18 protein-coding genes are annotated in these 21,282 nt (G+C 68.0%); 5 read left to right on the top strand and 13 right to left on the bottom strand.

The window, feature by feature from the left end; translation table 11 throughout:
* Positions 1 to 79: 79 nt before the first annotated feature.
* The 7 genes from xylB to BCO18175_RS38815 are packed head-to-tail and all read right to left on the bottom strand — an operon-like array spanning position 80 to position 7,786.
* Positions 80 to 1,546, bottom strand: a complete 1,467-nt coding sequence (gene xylB / locus BCO18175_RS38845; protein ID WP_174988975.1) for a xylulokinase — start codon at positions 1,544 to 1,546, stop codon at positions 80 to 82.
* Entirely contained in the window at positions 1,543 to 2,478 is a 936-nt protein-coding gene (locus BCO18175_RS38840; RefSeq protein ID WP_174988973.1) for an AraC family transcriptional regulator, read from the bottom strand. Before BCO18175_RS38840 ends, xylB begins: the two co-directional genes overlap by 4 nt.
* Before the next feature lie 30 nt (positions 2,479 to 2,508).
* Entirely contained in the window at positions 2,509 to 3,702 is a 1,194-nt protein-coding gene (locus BCO18175_RS38835; protein WP_174988971.1) for an ABC transporter ATP-binding protein, read from the bottom strand.
* Between the two features lie 3 nt (positions 3,703 to 3,705).
* Entirely contained in the window at positions 3,706 to 4,740 is a 1,035-nt protein-coding gene (locus BCO18175_RS38830; protein ID WP_174988969.1) for an NAD(P)-dependent alcohol dehydrogenase, read from the bottom strand.
* Between the two features lie 10 nt (positions 4,741 to 4,750).
* Entirely contained in the window at positions 4,751 to 5,590 is an 840-nt protein-coding gene (locus tag BCO18175_RS38825; protein ID WP_174988967.1) for a carbohydrate ABC transporter permease, read from the bottom strand.
* Positions 5,578 to 6,537, bottom strand: a complete 960-nt coding sequence (locus BCO18175_RS38820) for a carbohydrate ABC transporter permease (protein WP_254599353.1) — start codon at positions 6,535 to 6,537, stop codon at positions 5,578 to 5,580. Before BCO18175_RS38820 ends, BCO18175_RS38825 begins: the two co-directional genes overlap by 13 nt.
* Positions 6,521 to 7,786 carry an ABC transporter substrate-binding protein gene (locus BCO18175_RS38815; protein ID WP_438820314.1) on the bottom strand — a complete coding sequence of 422 codons (1,266 nt, stop codon included), beginning with the start codon at positions 7,784 to 7,786 and terminating at the stop codon, positions 6,521 to 6,523. Before BCO18175_RS38815 ends, BCO18175_RS38820 begins: the two co-directional genes overlap by 17 nt.
* 256 nt (positions 7,787 to 8,042) lie before the next feature.
* Here BCO18175_RS38815 and BCO18175_RS38810 point away from each other — a divergent pair, with 256 nt between their 5' ends.
* The 4 genes from BCO18175_RS38810 to BCO18175_RS38795 all read left to right on the top strand — a co-directional run bounded on the left by BCO18175_RS38810 (position 8,043) and on the right by BCO18175_RS38795 (position 13,285).
* The gene (locus BCO18175_RS38810) at positions 8,043 to 8,984 is read left to right on the top strand and encodes a LysR family transcriptional regulator (protein WP_174988965.1); all 942 of its coding nucleotides are present in this window, start codon (positions 8,043 to 8,045) and stop codon (positions 8,982 to 8,984) included.
* A gap of 153 nt (positions 8,985 to 9,137) precedes the next feature.
* Positions 9,138 to 10,826, top strand: a complete 1,689-nt coding sequence (locus tag BCO18175_RS38805) for a GMC family oxidoreductase (RefSeq protein WP_174988963.1) — start codon at positions 9,138 to 9,140, stop codon at positions 10,824 to 10,826.
* 12 nt (positions 10,827 to 10,838) lie between these two features.
* A complete protein-coding gene (locus BCO18175_RS38800; RefSeq protein WP_174988961.1) occupies positions 10,839 to 12,296 on the top strand; it encodes an aldehyde dehydrogenase family protein in 1,458 nt (485 codons plus the stop codon).
* Positions 12,293 to 13,285 carry an amidohydrolase family protein gene (locus BCO18175_RS38795; protein WP_174988959.1) on the top strand — a complete coding sequence of 331 codons (993 nt, stop codon included), beginning with the start codon at positions 12,293 to 12,295 and terminating at the stop codon, positions 13,283 to 13,285. The genes BCO18175_RS38800 and BCO18175_RS38795 overlap by 4 nt, the downstream gene beginning before the upstream one ends.
* A gap of 106 nt (positions 13,286 to 13,391) precedes the next feature.
* Here BCO18175_RS38795 and BCO18175_RS38790 read toward each other — a convergent pair whose 3' ends face one another.
* The 6 genes from BCO18175_RS38790 to BCO18175_RS38765 form a co-directional block, all read right to left on the bottom strand.
* Positions 13,392 to 14,354 (bottom strand): amidohydrolase family protein, encoded by a 963-nt coding sequence (locus tag BCO18175_RS38790; RefSeq protein ID WP_174988957.1) that lies wholly within the window; start codon positions 14,352 to 14,354, stop codon positions 13,392 to 13,394.
* A gap of 1 nt (position 14,355) precedes the next feature.
* Positions 14,356 to 15,303 carry a YncE family protein gene (locus tag BCO18175_RS38785; protein WP_174988955.1) on the bottom strand — a complete coding sequence of 316 codons (948 nt, stop codon included), beginning with the start codon at positions 15,301 to 15,303 and terminating at the stop codon, positions 14,356 to 14,358.
* Positions 15,304 to 15,358: 55 nt separating this feature from the next.
* Positions 15,359 to 16,651 carry an MFS transporter gene (locus BCO18175_RS38780; RefSeq protein WP_039344369.1) on the bottom strand — a complete coding sequence of 431 codons (1,293 nt, stop codon included), beginning with the start codon at positions 16,649 to 16,651 and terminating at the stop codon, positions 15,359 to 15,361.
* A gap of 126 nt (positions 16,652 to 16,777) precedes the next feature.
* Positions 16,778 to 17,695, bottom strand: coding sequence for a dihydrodipicolinate synthase family protein (locus BCO18175_RS38775; protein WP_174988953.1), 918 nt, complete (start codon positions 17,693 to 17,695; stop codon positions 16,778 to 16,780).
* Between the two features lie 8 nt (positions 17,696 to 17,703).
* Positions 17,704 to 18,876 (bottom strand): L-rhamnonate dehydratase, encoded by a 1,173-nt coding sequence (locus BCO18175_RS38770; protein ID WP_011356645.1) that lies wholly within the window; start codon positions 18,874 to 18,876, stop codon positions 17,704 to 17,706.
* 50 nt (positions 18,877 to 18,926) lie between these two features.
* Entirely contained in the window at positions 18,927 to 19,982 is a 1,056-nt protein-coding gene (locus BCO18175_RS38765) for a 4-hydroxythreonine-4-phosphate dehydrogenase PdxA (RefSeq protein WP_174988951.1), read from the bottom strand.
* Positions 19,983 to 20,097: 115 nt separating this feature from the next.
* On the opposite strand from BCO18175_RS38765, the gene BCO18175_RS38760 reads away from it, so the two are divergent.
* On the top strand, positions 20,098 to 21,045 hold the full coding sequence (locus BCO18175_RS38760; RefSeq protein WP_174988949.1) for a LysR family transcriptional regulator: 948 nt from the start codon (positions 20,098 to 20,100) through the stop codon (positions 21,043 to 21,045).
* Positions 21,046 to 21,282 lie beyond the last annotated feature (237 nt).

Here is a 21,282-nt window from a genome sequence, read left to right as displayed (position 1 = left end):
CTCAGCATAAAGGCGATCCCAAGGGCCAGGTCAAGCGCGATCACGCGTGAATCGACGAAGACGCCGGCCGCGCTGCGCGTCAGTCGGCGGCCGCGAACTCCTCTCGCAGCGCCCGATACAGCCGCCGATACCGCGCGAGCCGGCCAGCCAGCAGATCGACCGTGGCGGAATCGGGCCCGACCGTCTCCGTGACGGGCGGCGCGACGCAGACGTCCGCGAGCGTATCGTCCGTTGCGGCCAGGCGCGCAAGCCGCGCGGCGCCGAGTGCCGCACCGACCGCACCGTCCGCATGACGCCGCATCGCGAGCCCGGTCGCATTCGCGCACAGCCGCGCCCAGAATGCGCTCTTCGAGCCGCCGCCGATGAACGACACCGCGTCGAGCGTCGTGCCGGCCGCGCGCAGCGCGTCGTAGCCGTCGGCCATCGCGAACGCGACGCCTTCCATCACTGCATATGCGAGATCGTACGCATCGTGTTCGTTGGACAGCCCGAAGAACACGCCGCGCGCATGCGCGTCGTTGTGCGGGGTGCGCTCGCCACCGAGATACGGCAGGAACAGCGGCGCACGCGCCGGCTCCGCGCGTTCGGCACGCGCGGCCAGCACGCCGGCAGTCGTGCCGTGCGCGCGCGCAAGCCAGTCGAGGCTCGCGGCGGCCGACAGGATCACGCTCATCTGGTGCCAGCGCCCTTCGACGCAGTGGCAGAACGCATGCACGGCGGCATCCGGGTTCGGCGCGAAGCGGTCGTTGCCGGCGAACAGCACGCCCGACGTGCCGAGCGACAGGAAGCCGCTGCCGGCGCCCGTCACGCCCATGCCGATCGCGGAGGCCGCGTTGTCGCCGGCGCCGCCGGCGATCGTCACGGGCCCCGCGATGCCCCATTCGCGCCGCAGCGTGTCGCGCAGCTGCGCGGCGGGGGCATTGCCTTCGACGAGGCGCGGCATCTGCGCGCGCGACAGCTCGGTCGCGGCGAGCATCCGGTCGGACCAGTCGCGGCGCGCGCAGTCGAGCCACAGCGTCCCCGACGCATCGGACATCTCGGACACGAATTCGCCGGACAGGCGCCAGATCAGGTAATCCTTCGGCAGCAGCACCTTGTGCACCGCGCGGAACACGGCGGGCTCGTATTTCGCGAGCCACATCAGCTTCGGCGCGGTGAAGCCGGGCATCGCCATGTTGCCGGTGATCGCGCGCGATTCCGGCACCAGCGCCTCGAGCTCGACGCACTCGGTGCCGGCGCGCGTGTCGTTCCACAGGATCGCGGGGCGCAGCACCTGGTCCGCGCGATCGATCAGCGTCGCGCCGTGCATCTGCCCCGAGAGCGCGATGCCGCGCAGCGCGGCGAAGCCGGCCGGATGCGCGGCGCGCACCGCCGCGATCGCATCGAGCATCGCGTGCCACCACGCCTGCGGGCTCTGTTCCGACCAGTGCGGATGCGGGCGGCTGATCGACAGCGCGGCCGAGCCGGTCGCGAGCGGGACCGAACGGGAATCGGTGAGGAGAACCTTGACCTCGGACGTGCCGAGATCGATGCCGAGAAAAGTCACGTGTGAAGCATCCTGTCTGGGGCGCGCGGCGGCGCACGCCGAAGCGGCGGCGTGTCGTCGCGGCCGTGCGGTTCGTTGAGCCGGTGCAGCGCGCGGAACCTCGACGGCGGCACCTGCTTCATCGCGAGAAACTGACGGTTGAAATTCGACAGGTTGTTGAAGCCAACCCGGTAGCAGATGTCGGTCACCGTCAGGTCGGAAAACATCAGCAGCTCGCACGCCTCGTTGATGCGCAGCCGGTTCAGGTAGCGCACGAACGACGAGCCGGTATGGCGGCGGAAAAAGCGCGTGAAGGTGCTGACGCTCATGCCGGCGAACGCGGCGACATCGGTTTCGCGCAGCATGCCGGGCAGGTTCTGCTGCAGGTACGACAGCACCTGGTTGATGGTCGACGACATGTAGTGCTGCGCGTCGCTGCGGTAGCCGGGGCCCGCGAGCACGCGCCGCTCGCGGCACGACGATAGCCGGTCGAACAGCGACATCAGGATCTCGACGCGCCGGCAGCCGTGCGCGTTCGCGAGTTCGAGCATCAGCGGCGCGACGTCGAGGCCGACGCGGTCGGGAAACTGCACGCCGCGCGCCGCATCGTCGATCAGGTCGATCACCGGCTGCAGCTCGCTGAACGCGCCGACCATCTTCTCGATCGCATCGCGCGAGAACTGCAGCACGACGTCGCGCGACGGCACGCGTTCGCCGTCGGGGAGTTCGCTGACCCAGTTGTGCGGCAGGTTCGGCCCGGTGACGATCAGGTTGCCGGGGCCGAAATCGCCGATGTGATCGCCGACGAACATCTTGCCGTGCGACGACTGGATCAGATGGATCTCGTACTCGGGATGGAAGTGCCACTTCGCGACCGAATGCGGATAGTCGTGGATCCACGCGCGGAACGATTCGTCGCGGTGGGTGGGAACGATCTCGAGATCCGGGTTCATCGTGTGCTCCGTCGGGGGCGTGCCGGCGTGCTACGAACGGGACATCGACCAGCCCGTCGCGGCGGGCGGCGTGGTGCGCGACGCGGCGGCCGGCGGCGCCGCGTGCGCGATCGGGTTCGCGTCCGGCAGCGTGACGTTGCGCTCGGTGCCGGCGTCGAACAGATGCAGGGCTTCTTCGTCGAAGCGGAACGCTACCACGGCCCCCGGCGCCGGGGCCATCGGTGCCGGTACGAGGGCCGCGCACGGCTGGCCGTGCCAGTCCAGCGTGACGAGCGCCTCGGCGCCGAGCAGCTCGACGAGTTCGACCGTGCCGGTCAGCGCGAGCATGCCCGGGGTCGGATCCGGTTCGGTGACGAGCCGCAGGTGGTTCGGGCGGATCGCGGCCTTCACCTGCTGGCCGTCGTGCAGCCGCGCGAAGCGCGGCGACGCGAGCGGCCAGCGCGCGCCGTTGCAGTCGAGCAGCACGTTCGCGCCGAGGCGCTCGATCGTGCCGTCCGCGAAGTTCATCGCCGGGGTGCCGACGAAGCCGGCGGCGAAGAGCGTGTGCGGCTGCCCGTACAGCTCGGCCGGCGCGCCGATCTGCTCGATGTGGCCGCCGCGCATCAGCACGACGCGGTCGGCGAGCGTCATCGCCTCGAGCTGGTCGTGCGTGACGTACAGCGTGGTCGTCTTCAGCCGCTGATGCAGCCGCTTGATGTCGCCGCGCAGTTGCGTGCGCAGCTTCGCGTCGAGGTTCGACAACGGCTCGTCGAACAGGAACACGGCGGGCGTCTTGATCATCGCGCGCGCGATCGCCGCGCGCTGCTGCTGGCCGCCCGACATCGCACGCGGGCGGCGGTCGAGCAGCGCGTCGAGGCTCAGGATGCGCGCGACGTCGCGCACGCGGCGGTCGATCTCGCCGGCCGGCACCTTCAGGCGCCGCAGGCCGAACGCGATGTTGTCGTACACCGTCATGTGCGGGTACAGCGCGTAGTTCTGGAACACCATCGCGACATTGCGCTCGCGCGACGGCAGGTCGTTGACGACCGCATCGCCGATCACGAGCTCGCCGCCGGTGATCGCCTCGAGGCCCGCGATCATCCGCAGCATCGTCGACTTGCCGCAGCCGGACGGGCCGAGCAGCACGATGAATTCGCCGTCGGCGATCTCGAGGTCGAGCGGGTGCAGCACGGCGGGGCCGCCGTCGTAGTGCTTCGACAAAGCCTTGCAGGTGATCTGGGCCATGGCTCAATCCATTTCGATCTGAATCTTGACGTCGCGCGGGTGGCCGCTCGCCGCTTCCTCGAACGCGCGCACGCCTTCGGAAAACGGGAACGTGCGCGAGATGAACGGCTTCACGTCGATCGCGCCGGACGCGATCAGCGCAAGCGCGCGCGGAAAGATGTTCGCGTAGCGGAACACCGATTCGATGCGGCCTTCCTTCGCCTGCAGCGCGACCACGTCGAGCGGCACCGGGGCGACCGGCATCCCGATCAGCACCGCGCAGCCGCCCGGGCACATCAGGTCGACGAGGCCCGCGTACGCGTTCGCGCTGCCGCTGGCCTCGAACACGACGTCCGTGCCCCAGCCGCCGGTGGCTTCCGCCACGGCTTCGGCGAGCGGCTGCGTGCGCACGTCGACGGTGGTGACGGCCGGGTTGTCGGTGAACAGCGCGAGCTTGTCGGGCACGACGTCGGCGAGGATCACGCGCGCGGCGCCGCCGGCGAGCGCGGCAAGCGCCGTCATCGCGCCGATCGTGCCGGCGCCGATCACGACCGCGAGGTCGCCCGGCTTCATCGCCGCCTTCTTCGCGGCCTGCAGGCCGATCGACAGCGGCTCGACGATCGCGCCTTCGGCGAATGACACGTTGTCGGGCAGCCGGTACGTGAACGCGGCCGGATGCACGACGTACGGCGTCAGGCAGCCGTGTATGGGAGGCGTCGCCCAGAAGCGCACGTCGGGATCGAGGTTGTAGAGCCCGCGCAGCGTCGCGGGCGAATCGAAGCGCGGCACGCCGGGCTCCATGCACACGCGGTCGCCGACGCGCAGGTGCGTGACGCCGGCGCCGGTCTCGACGACGGTGCCGGACGCCTCGTGGCCGAGCACCATCGGCGCGTCGACGCGGAACGGGCCGATCCCGCCGTGAACGTAGTAGTGCACGTCGCTGCCGCAGACGCCGACCGTATGCACCTTGATCCGGACGTCGCCGGGGCCGACCGCCTGCGGCAGGTCGATGTCGCGCAGCGCGAGCTCGCGCGTGCGTTCGAGTACGAGCGCTTTCAACACATCCTCCTTATTTTCCCTTGACCATCGAATTGAGCAGGCGGCTCAGCATGCCGACGAACACGAGCGGCGGCAGCGCGAGCAGCACCGTCGACGCATTGATCACGCCCCACGGCACTTCCTGGCCGAGCGACGTGAACGCGGATGCGACCACCGGCAGCGTCGCGCTGCGCGACGACGTCAGCGCGAGCGCGATCATCAGTTCGTTCCACACCAGCACGAAGCTGAACACGATGCCGCCGAGCAGCGTGCTCGCGCACACCGGCAGCGCGATATGCCAGAACACCGCGTACGGGCCGTAGCCGTCGAGCGCGGCGGCTTCCTCGATCTCGCGCGGCAGACGGCGGAACACGGGGATCGACAGCCACGTGATGGTCGACAGCGTGACGAGCAGGTACGTGACGATCATCGACAGCTTCGTGTCGTACAGCCCGAGATCGACCCAGATCGCGATCAGCGGCAGCGCGACCGCGACCGGCGGCAGGAAGCGCAGCGACAGCAGGAAGAACTGGATGTCGCGCTTGCCGCGTATCGGGTACCGTGCGATCGCATACGCGGCCGGCACGCCGAGCACCGCGCCGATCAGCACGGCCGCGCCGACGATCGCGATGCTGTTGCCGAGCCCGATCAGCACCTCGGGGCTCGACAGCACCTGCTCGTAGTTCGCGAGCGTCGGCGTGAAGATGAAGCGCGGCGTGGGCGTGACGATGTCGAGCAGGTGCTTGAGCGAATTGAGCACGGCCCAGAACAGCGGGAACGCGGCGACGAGCAGGATCGCGCCGGCGATCATGACGGTCGACAGGTGCGAAACGGTCGCGGCGGTGCCGCGGCGGGCCATCAGTCGTCCCATTTGTTGACCCTCTTCCAGATGAGCGTGAAGACGAGCGTGGTCGCGACCATCATCAGCACGGCCATGCCCGACGCATAGGACACCTTGCCGGCCAGGCCGATGCCCTGCTGGTACGCGTACAGGTCGAGCGTCTCGGTCGCGATGCCGGGGCCGCCCTTGGTCATCACGTAGATCAGGTCGAACGAGCGCAGCGACTCGACCATCTTGATGAATACGAGGCTCACGAGCGGCGCCTTCAGCATCGGCAGCGCGATGTACGCATGGACCTGCCACGTCGTCGCGTAGTCGAGCCGCGCGGCTTCGAGCGGCTCGGGCGGCAGCGTCTCCAGCAGCTTCAGGATCACGACTGCGAAGAACAGCCCCCATTGCCATACGTCGACCAGCGCGACCGCGTACAGCGCGAGATGCGGATCGGCGAGGAACGCGGTGTTCTCGATACCGAGCATGCCGAGGAGCCAGCTCAGGATGCCGGTGAGCGGCGCGTACATGAACTTCCAGATGAACGCGGCCGATACGCGCGGCAGCAGCACCGGCATGATCAGTACCAGCGATGCGAGGCGGCGCCAGCGGCCGTGCACGCGCTCGAACAGGAACACGGCCAGCGCGATCCCGACGAGCACCGCGCCGGCCACCGTGACGACTTCCCACAGCACCGACACCTCGATCGCGTTCAGGAAGCGCCGGTCGGACGCGAGCCGGATAAAGTTGCGCAGGCCGACGTATTCGCTGTCCGGGTAGCGCAGCACGCGGTTGCGCAGCGCGAGGTTGATTGCGGCGACCGTCGGGACGAGGCTCAGGACCGCGAGCAGCGCGAGCGTCGGCGCGAGGAACACCCACGGCAGGCTCGTGCGGTCGCGGCGCGCGCGGCCGCGCCGGGCGGACGGTGTGGAAGGGGCCGGCCGGACGCCGAGCGCGCGTCCGCCGGCGCCGTCATTTGCGAGCGCCATGTTCGAGCGCATCCTTCGCGTACTGGGCCGCGTCGTCGAGCGTGCCGCGGCTATCCGTCTGCGTGCCGGTGAACACCTGCTCGAGCGCGATGCCGAGGTTGTCGCCGATGTCGGGCCACTGCGGCGTGCGCCAGATCGTCACCTGCGTGACCGGGTTGGTGTCGTTCAACCCGGCCTGGATCTGCGGCGCGACGTGCTGCTTGAAGTAGGGGCTCGCGATCGTGCTCGTGCGGTTGTAGTCGCTGAACACGCCGTTGCGCAGCCGTGCCTGCTCCTGGTCCTTGCTGGTCGCCCACGCGATGAAGCGGCCGGCGGCCATCCGCGTGCAGTCGTCCTTAGCACCGACCGCCGAGATCGCGAAGCCGTGCCCGTAGGCGGCCGACGGCAGCGGCGCGGGCGGGCGCGTGTAGCCGACCTTGCCGGCCACGCTCGACTTGCTCGCATCCTCCATCCAGTCCGCGAACGGCGTCGATTCGATCATGAACGCGACCTTGCCCGAGCGGAACGCTTCGAGCGCGTTGCTCCAGTCGTAGGTCGCGGCACCCGGCGGCGCGTACTTGAACAGGTCGCTGTAGAGCTGCGTGGCCTTCACGGCGGCCGGCGAGTTGAACGCGGGCTGGCCGCCCTTGTCGGTCCAGGCGCCGCCCATCCCGAGCATGAACGGCGACCAGCGCCACACGTTCATCCCCGAGCCGCGCTGGCCGCGCGCGACCCAGCCGTACAGCTTCGGCGGCGCGTTGAGCTTCTTGATCGCGGCGACGAGCTGGTCGAGCGTCTTCGGCACCGGGATGTGCGCGGCGTCGAGCAGGTCGCGGCGGTAGAACAGGAAGTCGCCGCCGCCGATCAGCGGCGCGAAGTACGCGACGCCGTTGTAGCTCGCGACCGCGCGGCGGCCGGGCAGGAAGTCGTCGTAGTCGTATTCCTTCGGGTAGTACTTGAGGAGCGGCACGATCCAGTTGGCCGACGCGAATTCGGCGACGTTCGCCTCATCGACGTAGTAGATCTGGTACGAGCCCGCGCCGGTCGACGCGTCGAGCCGCGATTTCGCGCGGCGGTCGTTCTCGCCGAAATAGCTGATCTCGACCTTGGTGCCGCTCTTCTTCTCGTAGTCGGCCAGCGATTTCTCCATCACCGACAGGCCGAGGCTCTTCTGCGCGAGCACCCGAAGGGTCGGCACCTTGCAGACCTGCGCGGTCACGACGCCCGGCAGACAGGCGCCGAGCAGCACGCCGGCTGCGACGATTCGCATCTTGTTCACCCGTGTCTCCTTGATTCTGCTTGTTCGAATGCCGTCGATGACGGCAGGAACAATGGTGTGACGGGGGCGATGCGATCACCACATCAAAAGAATTCGCCGACCGATACTTTTTGCTCAGGGTCGGTCGTGCGATGCACAAAATGTGGTGGTGGGGCGAGAGGCGGGCCGGCGGCGGCGTGACCGAGCACGTTCGGCCCGCGCGTGGCACCATCGCCGGCATTGCGCCTGCGCCCAGTCGAAACGGATGATGAACAAATTTTCCGACATGAGTACGTTCGTGGCCGTGGTCGAGGCGGGAAGCTTCTCCGAAGCCGCCCGTCGCCTCGGCACCACCAAGTCGATCGTCAGTGCCCGTATCCAGAAGCTCGAGCGGCGCCTGGCCTGCACGTTGCTCAAGCGAGGCCGTTCGCTGCAGCTGACCGATCCGGGGCAGCGGTTCTTCGAGCAATCCCGGCAGCTGCTGCAGGAACTCGAGCGCATCGAGGGCGAAGTGAACGAGGCCGGCTCGAGCTTGAGCGGCAGCCTGAAGCTTTCCGTGCCCGTGACCTTCGTCGCGCGCTATCTTGCGCCGCTGCTGTCGCGATTCGCGGACATGTATCCGGCGCTGTGCCTCGACGTCGAAGCGGACGACCGGCTGTCGAATCTTCAGGATGGGCACTTCGATGCGGCGATCCGTCTCGGTCCGCTCGCCGATTCCAGCCTGATCGCCCGCCCTGTTACCGTCAACCGGCACTTGATCTGTGCGAGCCCGGGCTATCTCGAGCGGCGCGGCATGCCGGTGCATCCCGACGACCTGCCGCATCACGACGGCCTGCTCTATCTGAATCGCGAACCGCATGGGATGTGGAGCCTGCCGCTCGAGTACGAAAAGCAGTCGTTTCGCGTCAGGGTGCGGATGCGGACCGATTCGGGGTTTCAACTGCTTGCCGGTGCGACCGCCGGGCTGGGGCTCGCGATCCTGCCGACCTTCCTGGCGTCCGAAGCGCTGGTGTCCGGCGAACTCGTGTCGGTGCTGCCGGAATATGCGCCGTCCGGCGGGCAGGTCAACGTCGTCTATCGCAAGACGGTTCGCACGTCGCCCAAGATCCAGGCGCTGGTCCGGTTCCTGGAGGACGAGATCGGCCATCCGGCCCGCTGGGACGTGCCGCTGATCGAACGCGGCCTGCTTCCGCATCCTTCGCATACTTGAGCATGCAGCCGCCTCGCCGGCGGGGGCGGCGCGCATGACGGGCAGACGCGCGCGTTCGGAAAAAGCGAACCACCGGTTCGGTTTCCGCTAGCTATCCGGTCGCGGGGCCCGACCGTACTGTGGCACACGCATTCAATGGAGAAAGCGTCTGCCATGAAGAACACCACGCTGCATCATCCTGCGCGCCGCGTCATGCTCGCGCAAACCCTCGCCCATTCGGCCACGCTCGCCGTCGGTTCGCTGCTCGGCGCCGACGCGATCGCGGCCAGTGCGGCAAGCTCGTCGAGTTCGTCGAACGCGTCCGGCTCGGGCGCTGCTGACACATCGCCCCGCACCAGGACCGGAAGCGGCCCGCGAACCGTCGATGTGCTGGTCGTCGGCGGCGGCTCAGCCGGTGCCGTGATGGCGGCCCGCCTGAGCGAGAAGGCCAGCCGCCACGTCCTGCTGCTCGAGGCCGGGCACAACTATGCTGCGTGGGACTACCCGCACGTGATCGCCAGCAGCGATATCGTCGGTGGCGATGCGCGGCATGAATGGGGCTATCGCACGCAGGCCGGCTACATCGATCACCCGATCAACGCGCTGCGCGGCAAGGTGCTCGGCGGCAGTTCGGCGATCAACGGGGCCGTCGCCATTCGCGCGCGGCCGCAGGATCTGAAAAACTGGAATCTCCCTGGCTGGTCGTACGAGGAGATGTTGCCGTCGTTCCGGCGGCTCGAGCATCGCGACAACGACAGCGTGTCGCATGGCCAGGCGGGGCCGCTGCCGGTGCGTCAGCTGACGCGCGAGGACATCACGCCGATGCAGCGCGCGTTCGTCGATGCGACGATCGCGAACGGTTATCGCGCGATCGAGGATTTCGACGGCGCGGACGCCAACGGCGTCGGCCCGTATCCGATGAATATCGTCAACGGTGTGCGCGTCAACACGGGCATGGCCTACCTGACCAATGAGGTTCGGGCGCGGTCGAACCTGACGATTCGCGGCGGTGCGCTGGTCGATCGCGTGCTGTTTGCGCACGGGCGGGCCGTCGGCGTTCGGCTCGACAACGGCGAGGAGATCCACGCGAACGAGGTGATCCTCAGTGCGGGTGCGTACGGCAGTGCAGCCATTCTGCTTCGTTCGGGCATCGGGCCGGGTGCCGACCTGCGTGCGCTGTCGATTCCCGAAGTGGCCGCGTTGCCGGTGGGCCAGCGCCTGAAAGATCATCCGTTCTACTACAACGCGTATGCGGCACGCCCCGACCGGATCGGCGATCAGTCGCCGTCGATCGGTGCGTTCCTGTGGACGAACAGCTCGACCGCGCAGCACGGCGATCTCGACCTGCACATCACCGCGACGCACCTGTTCCCGCACGACCAGAGCCCGACCAAGGTCGGCTTCGTGCTCGCGGTCGCGCTCACGCGGCCGTTGTCGGTCGGCAGCCTGAAACTCGCGAGCCGGCAGGCAGGCGATGCGCCCGTGATCGACCTGAATTTCCTCGGCGAAGCGCAGGATCGCGCGCGGCTGCTCGAAGGCATCAAGCTGGCGCGCCGCATCGGCCGCACCGCGCCGCTGTCCGGCCTCATTCATTCCGAACTGAATCCGGGGCCGGGTGCGGAATCGGACGAACGGATCCTGGCGTCGGCGCGATCGACACTCGACACGTACCACCATCCGACTTCGACCGCGCCGATGGGCGTCATCAACGATCCGCATGCCGTCGTCGATCTCGAAGGGCAGGTGCACGGCGTGAGCGGCCTGCGTGTCGTCGACGCATCGATTTTTCCGGATGCGATTTCGGTCGCGACCAACATCACCACCATCGCGACGGCCGAGCATATCGCCCGCCGCTACAGCTGACCGGAGAACGTCATGAATGTTGCTGCTCCCGTATTGCACTGGATCGACGGCGAGTGGGTGGATTCGCCCGCGCATCGCGATTCCGTCGACCCCGCGACCGGCTCGGTGATCGGCCGTTATGCCGACGGCGGCGAGCCCGAAGCGCGCGCGGCGATCGACGCGGCGCTGCGCGCGTTTCGCGAGACGCCGTGGAAACGTGATGCCGCACTGCGCGCACGCGTGCTGGACGAACTGGCCGCCGCGTTCGAGCGGCATGCCGACGCGCTGATCGACCTGCTGGCGCTGGAGAACGGCAAGATCAAGCCCGAAGCGCATTTCGAAGTGTCGATGGTGCCGTCGAAGCTGCGCTACTACGCGGCGCTGGCACGGGCCGAAACGGGCCGCAGCGGAACGCCGCGCCCGGACGTCGTTTCGCTCGTGCTGCGCGAGCCGATGGGTGTCGCCGGCATCATCGTGCCGTGGAATTCCCCCGTCGTGCTGATGGTGCGTTCGCTCGCGCCGGCGCTGGCGGCGGGGACGACCACGGTCGTCAAGATGCCGGGCCAGACCGCGCAGACCAATGCGCTCGTGTCCCGGATCCTGTCCGAAGCGCCGTCGCTGCCGCGCGGCGTCATCAATCTGTTCAGCGAATCGGGCGCGGACGGATCGAAGACCCTGATCGCCTCTCCCGATGTGCCCGTCATCAGCTTCACGGGCTCGACCGCGACAGGGCGTGCGATTTCCGCCGTCGGCGCTCAGCGGCTCAAGCGCTTCGGTCTCGAGCTCGGCGGAAAGACGCCGCACCTGGTGTTCGACGACACGGATCTCGACGCGGCATTGCCCGTCATCGAAAAATCGCTGACGGTGTTTGCCGGGCAGTTCTGCATGACCGGCTCGCGCCTGCTGGTACAACGCGGCATCGCCGACGCGGTGCGCACGCGTCTCGCGCAACGCCTGACCGCGGTGCGGGTCGGCCCCGCCGCCGATCCGCTCAGCGACATGGGGCCGCTCATCGACAAGCCCAACGTCGAGCGCGTGAATCGCGAGGTCGAAGAGGCGATCGCGGCGGGTGCGAACGTGGTCGTGCGCGGCGGCCCGGTGACTGAGGGCGAACTGGCGCGCGGCGCGTTCTATCGCCCGACGTTGCTCGAAGTCGATAGCGCCCGGCTCGATATCGTCCAGAAGGAAACCTTCGGGCCTGTCATGACGATGCAGGTGTTCGATACCGAGGCGGAAGCCGTCGCGCTGGCCAACGACAGCGAATATGGCCTGGCCGCGGCGGTCTGGACGCGTGACGTGCAGCGTCCGATGCGGGTTGCGCGGTCGCTTCAGGCCGGCACGATCTGGATCAACGACTGGGCGAAGGTCTACGACGAATTCGAGGAGGGCGGGTATCGGCAATCCGGCCTGGGTCGCCTCAACGGCGCCGCCGCGATCGACGACTTCATCGAATACAAGCACATCACGCTGACGACCGGAGAAGCGCCGTGAAAGCCAAGATCGTACTGGAAGAGCACCTGTCCACCGCGCTCAACAACAGCATGTGGGACGCGTCCGGCGAAGCCGCGCGCAACGGGAAAGCCTATATGGACGACGTCGACGCGCGGCTGCTCGACGCGGACAGGCGGATCGACGAGATGGACCGGTGCGGGATCGACGTCGCGGTGCTGTCGCTCACGTCACCCGGTGCGCAATCGATTCTCGATCGCGCGGCGGCTGTCGATTTCGCGAAGCGGACCAACGACGAGATCGTCGAGCGCTACACGTCCGTGCATCCCGGGCGCCTGCAGGCGTTCGCGACGGTCGCGCTGCAGTCGCCGAAGGATGCGGCTGACGAACTCGAACGGGCCGTCGTCGAACTCGGCATGCGGGGCGCGCTGGTGAACGGCTATACGAATATCGGCGACGCCGACACCGCGCAGTATCTCGACGAGGCGCCGGTCTGGGAATTCTGGGAGCGCGCTGCCACGCTCGACGTGCCCGTCTATCTGCATCCGCGCGAGGCGTTGCCGAGCCAGCAGCGGATCTACGAAGGCTATTCGTCGCTCGTCGGTTCGGCATGGGGGTTCGCGCACGAGACGGCCACGCATGCGATTCGCCTGATGCTGAGCGGCCTGTTCGATCGCTATCCGAACCTGACGGTCATCCTGGGGCATCTCGGTGAAGGGTTGCCGTTGATGCTGCCGCGCCTCGAGCATCGACTTCGCATGCAGCGGGACGGTGCCGGGCTGGGGCAGGCGAAACGCCCGGTCGGCGAGTATTTCAGCAACAACTTCTACGTCACGACGAGCGGCCACTTTCATACGAAGGGGCTGCTCAACACGATCAGTGAAGTCGGCGTCGACCGCGTGCTGTTTTCCGCCGATTACCCGTACGAGAGCATGCAGACCGCCAGCGAGTGGTTCGACCACGCATTGCTGAGCGAAAACGATCGGGTCAAGATCGGCCGCACGAATGCGGCGCGCTTGTTCGGCTTCTGATCCCGGCGGCATCTGAAAGCGCGGCACGTTCCGCTTTCGTGACGGCACGCGGCGCGTTCATGGGCGTCGCGTGCCGTTTCTCGTCGTGGGGTTGGGTGCGTGAGCGTCAGTTTGCGTGCCCGTCGGCGGTAGCCGTACCGACGTCGATCCGGTACACCCGCAGCGCGTTGTCATGCCAGATCGCGCGGCGCGCAGCGTCGTCGAGGTGCGTCATCGCATGAGCGAACGTGCGCAGCAGCGCGGGATACGACACACGCAGGCCGGCCACCGGAAAGTTGCTGGCGAACAGGCAGCGCCGCGCGCCGAAGATCGCGATCGTGTCGCGGATGATTCGCGCGTTATCTGCTTCGTTCCACACCGCGTCGCGCAAGCCGAGTTCGGAAATCTTCACGACGACACGTGGCGACGCGGCCAGCGCCTCCATGCCGCGCCGCCAGCGCACGAGCCCTGCATCCGAGCGATCCCACGGCAGCCCCGCATGTTCGAGCACGACGTCGACATCGGGCGCATCTGCCAGCAGCGCGGCCGCGTCTTCGAGATGCCAGAACGGGACGCGCAGATCCCAGCACAGGCCGTGCGCGGCGAGGCACTCCAGCGCGGCCGGCCAACGCGGGTCGCGCAGCGTGCCCGGCCCGTCGACGGCGGCATCCGGCGCGGCCGCGGTGCGCGGCTTGAAGCGCACGCCGCGCACGCGCGGCCATGCGGCCTGCTCGGCGAGCCGTTCATCCGCATCGCCGGCCAGCAGGTCGACCCATGCGACGATCGCCGACGGCAGTCCGTGCGACTGCGCGACCTCATGCAGCCAGCGCGTTTCCGCCAGCGCCTCGTCGCGCGCCCGCTCGGCCTCGACGTGCACGCTCGCGACGATCGGTGCACCTTGCGCCGCGTGCCGGAGATCGTCCACCCCGAAATCGCTGCACAGTGCCGCGTAGTCGCCGAACATGAAGCGCGCCGGATCGTAGTGCTCTTGCAGCCACGGATAGTGCGCGCCCGCATCGAGCCGCCACAGGTGGTGATGCGCATCGACGAGCGCATCCGGCATGCCGTCGAGCGGCGACGCGTCGCGCATGTCAGCGTGCCCCGACGAGCACGTACGACGCATCGGGCTCGCGCAGCGTCGCCATTGCGCCGACGAAACGCCACGTATCGAGATCGAGCTCGCGCACGTAGTCGTCCTGGAACGACACATACGCGACGCGCCGCGACGGATGGAACGACAGCGCGGTCGGGTTCGCGGGCAGCGCGATGCGCTCGATCTCCTCGAGCTGCCGCGCATCGAACACGGAGATCGACCGCTCGCCCGAATTGGTCAGCAGCAGCAGGTCGCGGCCGTCCGGCGCGCTCGTGCGGTAGATGCGGTTCGGATCGCTGCGCGTCTTCACGCGGCGGCCGCAGGTCATCGTGTCGGTATCGATCTCGACCAGCGTATCGTCGCCGCGGTTCGCGACGAACAGCGTGCGCTCGTCGCTCGACAGCGCGTTGCCTTCCGGGCGCGGGCCGGGCATCACCGCGCGCGGCGCGACCGTCGCGTCGCGCGGATGGAATTGCGTGACCGTATTCGACAGCAGGTGCACGCCGTACGCACGGCTTGCATCGCGCGTGAGCGTGACGAGGTGCGTCTTCACGCCGCCGGACGGCACGGCCATGTTCGGCACGGGCTGTTTGGTCGGCTCGTCGAACACGAGCAGCATGTCGTGCGCCTCGCTCATCGCGTACAGCCGGCCGTCGCGGTCGCTCGCCATCCCGTGCGGCCGGTAGTACGGCCACAGGTCGAGCATGCGCGTGTGCGTGCGTGCGACGAGATCGATCTCGGCGATCCGGTGATCGCCTTCATGGCCGCGCGACCACGCGGTCTCGATCCCGAAGATGCCGACGTACGCAAAGCGCTCGTTCACGTCGACGGTGAACTCGTGCGGGAAGTTCGGCAGCACGACGTGCTTGAGCGCGGTTTTCGTGTCGAGGTCGTAGAAGCTGAAGGTATGGGCGCATTTCTGCACCAGCAACAGGATGTCGTTCATGGTGAGTCTCCGTAATTTCGTTCGCTGTCCCGCGTATCCGGTAACCGTTGTCGTATCAGTCCTCGCAGCGTTTCGGCAGCGTCAGCGCGAGCAGGCCGGCCACCGCGAGCGTGATCGCGAGGCTGTACACGCCGGCCGCCGCGCTCACGTGCTGGGTCAGCACGCCGACCGCGTACGGGCCGCAGAAGCCGCCGAGATTGCCGAGCGCGTTGATCAGGCCGCGCGCGCTGCCGGCCGTCTCGACGCTGCAGAGCTTCGGCGGAATCGCCCAGAACACGCCGGCAGCCGCCTGCAGGAAGAAGCCGCAGCCGATCAGGAACGCGAACGACACGGCCATCGATGCATGCGTGAGCACCGACAGCGCGAGGCACGCGGCGAAGCCGACAAGCGGCAGCAGCACGAACAGGCGGCGCTTGCCGGTTCGGTCAGACAAATACGACGTGACGAACATCCCGATCACCATCGCGACGTACGGCAGCATCGCGAGCAGGCCGATCTTGCCCATCCCGGTGTGCGTGAGGTTTTTCAGCAGGGTCGGCAACCACATCGTATAGCCGTAGATGCCGACCTGATAGCAGAAGTTGATGGCGATCAGCAGCCAGATCGTCGGGTTGCGCAGCAGCTCGCCGAACGATGCGGCAGCGGGCGTGCCGGCCGCGCGCTTGCGTTCCTGTTCTTCGCGCAGCGCGTCGAGGATGTAGGCCTTCTCGCGCGGCGACACCCAGCGCGCGGTCTCCGGGCCGTCGTCGGCGAACATCAGCCACACGACGAGGCACAGCAGCGACAGCGCGCCAGCACTGAAGAACAGGTGATGCCAGTCGTACGCGGCGAGGATGAAGCCGGACAGCGGCGCGGTGATCATGCCGGCGAGCGGCACGAACATGATGACCATCGCATTCGCACGGCCGCGTTCGCGGTCGGGAAACCAGTGGCTGACCATCGTCAGCACGACGGGCAGCATCCCGCCCTCGGCCACGCCGAGCAGGAAGCGCAGCGTCAGCAGTTGCCAGGTATGCGTGACGAGCCCGGTCAGCACCGACAGCACGGCCCAGCTCACGAGCGACCACGCGATGAAGGTCTTGCCGCTGCCGAGCGCCGCGCGCCGGCCGCCGGGAATCTGCAGGAACAGGTAGCCGAAGAAGAAGATGCCGCCGGCGAGGCCGGCCATCGTCGCGTCCATGCCGAGATCGGCATTCATCCCGCCGGGCATCGCGAACGCGATGTTCACGCGGTCCATGTAGGAAATGATGCACGCGAGCAGCAGCGGCGGAATCACGCGCAGCCAGCGGCGGCGCGGAATGGCTTCACCGGCTTCGTATGCCGGGGTGGCCGGGTTCAACAGGGTCATGGTGTCTCCGATCTTGGTGATGGCGGCGGCGGTCTTCTGATGAACCGCTGTCACGCCGTGACGCGCCGGTGTCGCACCGGCCGCCGATGCGCAACGCCCTGCGGCGTTGCACGGGTAAACCGATGTCTAGCGCCCCCAGCGCAGCACGAGCGGATCGAGCCGCCGTGCCGCGTCGAACAGGCCAGCACGCACCTGCGGATGCAGTTCGGGCCACGGCGAGCGCGGCTGGTCGCACGCGATCACGCCGCCTTCGCGCATCAGCGCTTTCGCGGTCAGGAAGCCGGACTGGCGGTTCTCGTAGTTGATCAGCGGCAGCCAGCGCGCGTACTGCTCGACCGCTTCGTCGCGGCGGCCGGCGAAATACGCGTCGGTGATCCGGCGAATCCCGTCCGGATAGCCGCCGCCCGTCATCGCGCCGGTCGCGCCGGCATCGAGATCGGCGAGCAGCGTGATGCCTTCCTCGCCGTCCCACGGCCCCTCGATCGCATCGCCGCCGAGCGCGATCAGCTCGCGCAGCTTCGACGCGGCGCCGGCCGTCTCGATCTTGAAGTACGACACCGCGTCGATCTCGCGGGCGAGCGCGGCGAGGAACGGCGCGGACAGCGCGACGCCGCTCGCGGGCGCGTCCTGGATCATCAGCGGAATGTCGAGGCCGTCGGCGACTTCGCGGAAGAACGCGCGCACCTGCGCTTCGGGTACGCGGAACGTCGCGCCGTGATACGGCGGCATCACCATCACCATCGCCGCACCCATTGCCTGAGCGTTCCGGTTGCGTTCCGCGCAGATCCGCGCGCTGAAGTGCGACGTCGTGACGATCACCGGCACGCGGCCCGCCACATGCTCGAGCGTGGTGCGCGTGATCAGGTCGCGTTCGTCGTCGCCGAGCGCGAATTGCTCGGAGTAGTTCGCGTGGATGCAGATGCCCTGCGAACCGGCATCGATCATGAAGTCGAGGCAGCGGCGCTGGCCGTCGAGATCGAGCGCGCCGTGCGCGTCGAAGATCGTCGGCGCGACCGGAAAGACGCCCTGGTAGCGTGCGTTCATGGTGTGCCTCACTCGACGATGTCGAACTGGTCGAGGAACTCGGTCTTCAGCGTGAGGCCGAGGCCCGGCACGTCGTCGCGCAGCTGCACGAAGCCGTTCTCGGCCACCGGCTCGCCGTCGAAGATGTAATAGAACAGCTCGTTGCCGACTTCGACGTCGAACATCGGGAAGTACTCGCTCATCGGCGACGCGAGCGTGCTCATCGTCAGGTGATAGTTGTGCATCTGGCCCGCATGCGGAATCACCGGCACGCTGTACGCCTCGCACAGCGCGTTGATCTTGTGCGCCATCGTGATCCCGCCGACGCGGTTCGTGTCGTACTGGACGACCGACACGGCCTTGCGGTCGAGCAACTGCTTGAAGCCGTACAGCGAGAATTCGTGCTCGCCGCCGGAGATCGGAATGCGCGTCAGCTGGTTCAGCTCCGCATAGCCGTCGATGTCGTCGGCGATCACCGGTTCTTCCAGCCAGCGCGGCTGGTATTTCTCGAGCTTCGGCAGGATGCGCTTCGCGTACTCGAGGTTCCAGCCCATGTAGCACTCGAGCATCAGGTCGTTGTCGTAGCCGATCACCTCGCGGATCGCCGCGACCGATTTCAGGTTTTCGGTCACGCCTTGCTGCCCGTGCGCGGGCCCGTAGCCGAAGCGCATCTTGAACGCGCGGAAGCCTTCCTTCAGGTAGCGCTGCGCCTCGTCCTGCATCTCCCTCAGGTCGGTGCGGTAGAGCTTCGAGTAATAGCAGGGGATCTTTTCCTTGGTGCGGCCGCCGAGCAGCTTGAACACGGGCTTGCCGACGCTCTTGCCGAGGATGTCCCAGATCGCGATGTCGACCGCCGAGATCGCCGCCATGCCGATGCCTTTGCGGCCCCACGCGTGGGTCGCGCGATACATCCGCTGGTTCAGGTATTCGTAGTCCCACGGGTCCTGGCCGATCACGAGCGGCGCGAGGTACTGGTCGATGATCACCTTCGCGACATGCGGCGCGAGCGCGACGTTGCCGAGGCCGACGATGCCGTCGTCGGTCTCGACTTCGACGACTGTCCACGAATGGAAGCGGAACGTGCTCATCGTTTCCTGCGGCGCGTACAGCAGGTCCATCGCGTTCGAGCAGAAGTTGCCCTGGGGCGGAACGGTCTTGCCTTTCCACTGGAATACGCGTGCACGTACGGAACGGATCTTCATGATGGTGTCTCCGGTAATCGATGTTGTCGTGTGTGTGAGGCGCGCGAACGTCACGCCGAAACGGTGTTGGTGCGGCGCGCGGCGCCCATCCGGCAGGCGATCTGCAGCGCCTGCCAGGTCGCGCCGACGTCGGCCGTGCCGCGGCCCGCGATGTCGTACGCGGTGCCGTGAGCGGGCGTCGTGATCGGCACGGGCAGCCCGCCCTGCACGGTCACGCCGCGCGAGAAGCCGAGCAGCTTGATCGCGATCTGCCCCTGGTCGTGGTACATCGTGACGATCGCCTGGTAGTCGCCGGCCTGCGCCTTCAGGAAGATCGTGTCGGCGGGGAACGGGCCGTGGAACGGTGTGTCGGTCGGCCAGTCGCGCGACTGCAGCTTGCGCACGGCCGGCTCGATGATGTCGACTTCCTCGCGGCCGCAGCTGCCGCCGTCGCCGCCGTGCGGGTTGAATGCGGCGATCGCCACCTTCGGCGCCGCGACACCGTTCGCGAGCAGCGACCGGTAGATCAGTTCGGAGGCCTGTTCGATCCGCTCGATGCTCAGGTAGCCGGGCGCATCCTTCAGCGGAATGTGCGACGAGATGCGCGCGGTCCACAGCTCTCCGAGCGTGTTGAATTCGCAGAAGTAGCCGGTCACGCCGAGCGCCTCGGCGAAGTGGTGCAGTTCGTCCTCGTGCTTCAGCCCGCCGAGCTTCATCGCGTACTTGTTGAGCGGCGCGAAGCAGATCGCGTCGATGTCGCCGGCGAGCGCGGCGTCGAGGCACAGGTCGAGCACGGTCAGCGTCGAGCGGCCGCCGGCCGCGCCGGGCTGCCCGACCGTGACGTCGGCCGGATCGATCGTGTCGATGGCGACGAACGCGGCGCGCGCGGTCGACGGCCGGCCGCGCGCGGCGGCGAGCGAGGCGACGGGCTCGACGTCGACCGTCACGCCGGCAACGCGCTGGCCGGCTTCCCACAGCCAGCGATCGCCGATCAGCACGAGGTTCGCGCGGGAAGTTGCGTCGGGGCGCGCGAGCAGTTTCGCGATCAGCTCGGCGCCGATGCCGGCAGGGTCGCCGAGCGTCAGCGCGACGACGGGCAGGGCGGCGGTGGACAAGGGGGTGTTCATGCGGTGTCTCCGGTGGCGGCGCGTGGCCGTTTGTCTATGGGGTTGATGCTAGGTAGACGGAATGAGTCGGTAAATTGAAAACTCTTGATGAATCGATAACCTGGAGTAATCAAAGATGGGCTCGATCGACCGACGAGACTCGACGCCGCAGTTGCTGAACCGGCTGCGCATGCGGCAGATCGCGCTGCTGCTGGCCGTGGACGAATGCTCGACGCTGCGCGCGGCAGCCGACCAGATGGGCCTCACGCAGCCGGCCGCGACGAAGATGCTGGCGGAACTGGAGAGCGCGCTCGGGCAGCGGCTGTTCGATCGCGTCGGGCGCGGGCTCGTGCTGAATCCGGCCGGCGAACGCGTGCTCGGCTATTTCCGTGGCATTCGCGGCAGCGTGGAGGCGCTGAACCGCGAACTCGGCGAGTTGCAGCTCGGCAGCGCGGGGCGGCTCGCGATCGGCAGCATCATGGCGGCGTCGCCGGGGCGGCTCACCGAAGCGCTGGTGCAGTTGAAGGCGCGTTACCCGCTGCTGGCGATCGACATCGCCGTGGATACGAGCGACCGGCTGATGCCGCAGCTTCTCGAAGGCGTGCTCGAAGTGGTGATAGGGCGCCACGTGGGGACCGATTGCGATTTCCGCGTGGTGGACGACGAGGCGCTCGCGATCATCGCGGGCCGCGACCATCCGCTCGCGGGCGCGGGGCCCGTGGAATTCGATGCGCTGCTCGATTACGCGTGGATCCTGCAGCCGGCCGGCAGCCCGGCGCGCGAGGTCGTCGAGCGCGAGTTCAGCGCGCGGCACCAGCCGATGCCGCGTGGGCTGGTCGAAACGGGGTCGATCCTGACCACGATGAACCTCGTCGACCGTTCGCCGATGCTCGGCGTGATTCCGCTGACGGTGGCGCAGCGCAATGCGGAACACGGGCTCGTCGCGATCGTCGATTACACGCTCGAACAGAAGCTGCCGTCGTACGGCAGCCTCGTGCGGCGTGACCGGCCGCTGAGCATCCCTGCGCAGCAGTTTCTTGCGCTGTTTCACGGGACCGGGGCCGGAGATGATGACGGTGCTTAATGGGGCGGTTTGCCAGCCAAGGCGGCCGAGCCAGCCGCGCCAACCGCGTTGGCCGAATCAGCCGCGTCGGCCGAACCAGCCTGGCAGGCCGAATCAGCCAAGCCGGCCGAACCAGCCGCGCCGGCCGATCCCGCCGATCCCGCCGATCCCGCCGATCCCGCCGAGCCAACCGAGCCAACCGAGCCAACCGAGCCAACCGAGCCAACCGAGCCAACCGAGCCAACCGAGCCAACCGAG

The sequence above is a fragment of the Burkholderia lata genome (genome assembly GCF_902499335.1).
Lineage (GTDB): Bacteria > Pseudomonadota > Gammaproteobacteria > Burkholderiales > Burkholderiaceae > Burkholderia > Burkholderia lata_B.
The sequence above is the reverse complement of the archived record's forward strand: the minus strand, read 5'-3'. Positions and strand labels throughout refer to the sequence as shown.

Bases quoted from the DNA above. Each gene is read 5' to 3' on its own strand.
- BCO18175_RS38840 (WP_174988973.1), bottom strand. From the start codon at position 2,478: ATGAACCCGGATCTCGAGATCGTTCCCACCCACCGCGACGAATCGTTC.
- BCO18175_RS38835 (WP_174988971.1), bottom strand. From the start codon at position 3,702: ATGGCCCAGATCACCTGCAAGGCTTTGTCGAAGCACTACGACGGCGGC.
- BCO18175_RS38825 (WP_174988967.1), bottom strand. From the start codon at position 5,590: ATGGGACGACTGATGGCCCGCCGCGGCACCGCCGCGACCGTTTCGCAC.
- BCO18175_RS38820 (WP_254599353.1), bottom strand. From the start codon at position 6,537: ATGGCGCTCGCAAATGACGGCGCCGGCGGACGCGCGCTCGGCGTCCGG.
- BCO18175_RS38815 (WP_438820314.1), bottom strand. From the start codon at position 7,786: ATGCGAATCGTCGCAGCCGGCGTGCTGCTCGGCGCCTGTCTGCCGGGC.
- BCO18175_RS38810 (WP_174988965.1), top strand. From the start codon at position 8,043: ATGAACAAATTTTCCGACATGAGTACGTTCGTGGCCGTGGTCGAGGCG.
- BCO18175_RS38805 (WP_174988963.1), top strand. From the start codon at position 9,138: ATGAAGAACACCACGCTGCATCATCCTGCGCGCCGCGTCATGCTCGCG.
- BCO18175_RS38800 (WP_174988961.1), top strand. From the start codon at position 10,839: ATGAATGTTGCTGCTCCCGTATTGCACTGGATCGACGGCGAGTGGGTG.
- BCO18175_RS38790 (WP_174988957.1), bottom strand. From the start codon at position 14,354: ATGCGCGACGCGTCGCCGCTCGACGGCATGCCGGATGCGCTCGTCGAT.
- BCO18175_RS38785 (WP_174988955.1), bottom strand. From the start codon at position 15,303: ATGAACGACATCCTGTTGCTGGTGCAGAAATGCGCCCATACCTTCAGC.
- BCO18175_RS38780 (WP_039344369.1), bottom strand. From the start codon at position 16,651: ATGACCCTGTTGAACCCGGCCACCCCGGCATACGAAGCCGGTGAAGCC.
- BCO18175_RS38775 (WP_174988953.1), bottom strand. From the start codon at position 17,695: ATGAACGCACGCTACCAGGGCGTCTTTCCGGTCGCGCCGACGATCTTC.
- BCO18175_RS38770 (WP_011356645.1), bottom strand. From the start codon at position 18,876: ATGAAGATCCGTTCCGTACGTGCACGCGTATTCCAGTGGAAAGGCAAG.
- BCO18175_RS38765 (WP_174988951.1), bottom strand. From the start codon at position 19,982: ATGAACACCCCCTTGTCCACCGCCGCCCTGCCCGTCGTCGCGCTGACG.
- BCO18175_RS38760 (WP_174988949.1), top strand. From the start codon at position 20,098: ATGGGCTCGATCGACCGACGAGACTCGACGCCGCAGTTGCTGAACCGG.